This is a genomic window from Streptomyces sp. NPDC002784 (assembly GCF_053592135.1).
This window is the reverse complement of the sequence record NZ_JBSFVD010000133.1, coordinates 1-2,254: the sequence shown is the minus strand read 5'-3', so window position 1 is coordinate 2,254 and position 2,254 is coordinate 1. Positions and strand designations below refer to the sequence as shown.

Here is a 2,254-nt window from a genome sequence, read left to right as displayed (position 1 = left end):
GGGCGGCACCGGCCGAGGGCGCGGGCGCGCCGCCGTCCGCGGTGACGGAGGCATGGAAGCCGGGGCGGCGCGCAGGACCGGCTTCGCGTACGGCGCGGACAGCGCCGCCCGCCGTTGCCGCGCCCCCTCCTCGTCCGCCTGCGCACCCCCGGCCCGCTCGGCGAGACGCTGCGCGAACGCGCGGAAGCCGCCGCGCAGTTCGGGCAGCGCGGGTGCCGCACCGCGGCTGAGGGCGTCGTACACCACGGTCAACTCCCCGAGCAGCCGAGCCGCGCTGTAGCCGTCGCCGATCAAGTGGTGGGCGTGCACGACGAGTACGTGGTCGTGCGGCGTCAGCGTGAGGACCCGCAGCCGCAGCAACGGCCAGGCCCACGGCTCGAAGCGGCGGCGCCGCTCGCCCGCCACCCGTTCCTCCAGCTCTGCCGTCCCGGACACGGTCGCGAAGTCGACCGGCAGCCGCAGCGATGCGGGCAGTTGCTGCTGAACCGGCGGCCGTACCCCGGCCGGGAAGACCGTGCGCAGCATCGGATGCCGGGCCACCAGGGTGTCCACGGCCCGCTGGAACACTTCCCGGTCGAGCGGGCCGGTCAGCCGCACCCGGGCCAGCCAGGACCCTCCGGCGCCGGGCGCGAGCGCCTCGGCGAGCAGGAAACCCCGCTGACTGGGGGTGACGGGGAAGGCTGCCGGTACGGCGAGGTCTGCCGGGAGGGATGGCTCTCCGGGACCGCCGTCGGCGTCAGCCGGTTCCGCCTCGGCCGCCGCCTTGTCCACGGCCGCGGCCAGAGCGGACAGGGTGCGGTTGCGGTACACGGAGGTGGGCCTGGGCAGCGGACCGCCGCCGTGCCGGGCGAGCCGGTCGAACACCTGCAGCGCCAGCAGCGAATCGCCGCCCAGCTCGAAGAAGTCGTCGTCCGGTCCGACCCGGTCGACACCGAGCAGCTCGCACCAGATGCGTGCCAGCCGTTCCTCGGTGTCACCGGTGCGGGACCGGGGCGCCTCCGTCGGCGGCGCCTCGCCGCGGGCGGGCAGCAGCGCCCGCCGATCGACCTTGCCGGTTCCGGTCAACGGCAGGGCGTCCAGGAGGGTGATGCGGGCCGGAACCATGTACGGCGGCAGCGTCTGCGCCAGCTGGCGCCGCAGCGTCACCGCGTCCACGTCCGCATCACCCTCCGCGTCCACGTCCGCATCACCCTCCGCGTCCGCCCCGCCCTCCGCGTCCCGGAGCACGACGAACGCGGACAGCCGCCCCTCACCGGCCAGTACGACCGCCTGCGCCACGTCCGCACGGGCCCGCAGCACGGCCTCCACCTCGCCCGGCTCGACCCGGTGGCCCCGTATCTTCACCTGGTCGTCGAGGCGGCCGACGAACCGCAGCGCACCGTCGGGCAGCACCTCCACCCGGTCGCCGCTGCGGTACCAGCGACGCCCGTCCCGTTCGGTGAACGCCGCTTGGGTCAGGGCGGGGTCGCCGAGGTAACCGGCGGACAGTCCGATGCCACCGATCAGGAGTTCGCCGGTGCCGCCCGGACCGCGCGGCTCACCGTCGGGGCCGATGACGAGCACTTCGGTCCCGGACAGGGCACGGCCGATGGGCAGGGCCCTGACCTCCTCGCCCGGGCGCTCGGTGACGATGTGGTAGGTGGCGTTGATGGTGGTCTCGGTGGGCCCGTAGAGGTTGACGATCGTCTGCCCGGGGCCGAACAGGTCGTACCAGCGACGCACCCAGTCCGCCCACAGCACCTCACCGCCGACGTGGACCAGGCGCAGCGCGGACAGATCCGGCAGCGGTCGGCCGCGCCGGACCAGTCCCTCCGCGGCGGTCAGCAGCCGTTCCCACAGCGACGGCACCGAACTCCACACGGTGATCCGGGCCCGCGCCACGTGGTGCAGCAGCAGTTCCGGGTCCCGTACGAGGTCGCGGTCGGCGGTCACCACGGTGGCACCGGTGAGCAGCGGCGCGAGCAATTGGCGCACGGAGGCGTCGAAACAGGGCGAGGAGGTGTTGGCGAGCCGGTCGCCGGGGCCGTAGGCGAAGGTGGTCGTGGCCCAGTGGAGGTAGTTCTCCATGGCGCGGAAGGTGATGGGCACCGCCTTGGGGCGGCCGGTGGAGCCGGAGGTGAAGATGACGTACGCCGTCGCGTCGGCGTCGGCTGTCTCGCGGGGCCCCTCCGCTTCCTGCCCGTCGTGCGGCCCGGTGACGGGCACGGCCGTCAGGGCGGTGAGCGCCCGCGCGGCGGCGTCGGTGCCCTCGTCG

1 protein-coding gene is annotated in these 2,254 nt (G+C 74.8%); it reads right to left on the bottom strand.

The window, feature by feature from the left end; translation table 11 throughout:
- Positions 1-2,254: AMP-binding protein (locus ACWD1Z_RS37160; protein WP_451125299.1), on the bottom strand; the 2,254-nt coding region annotated here is incomplete at both ends.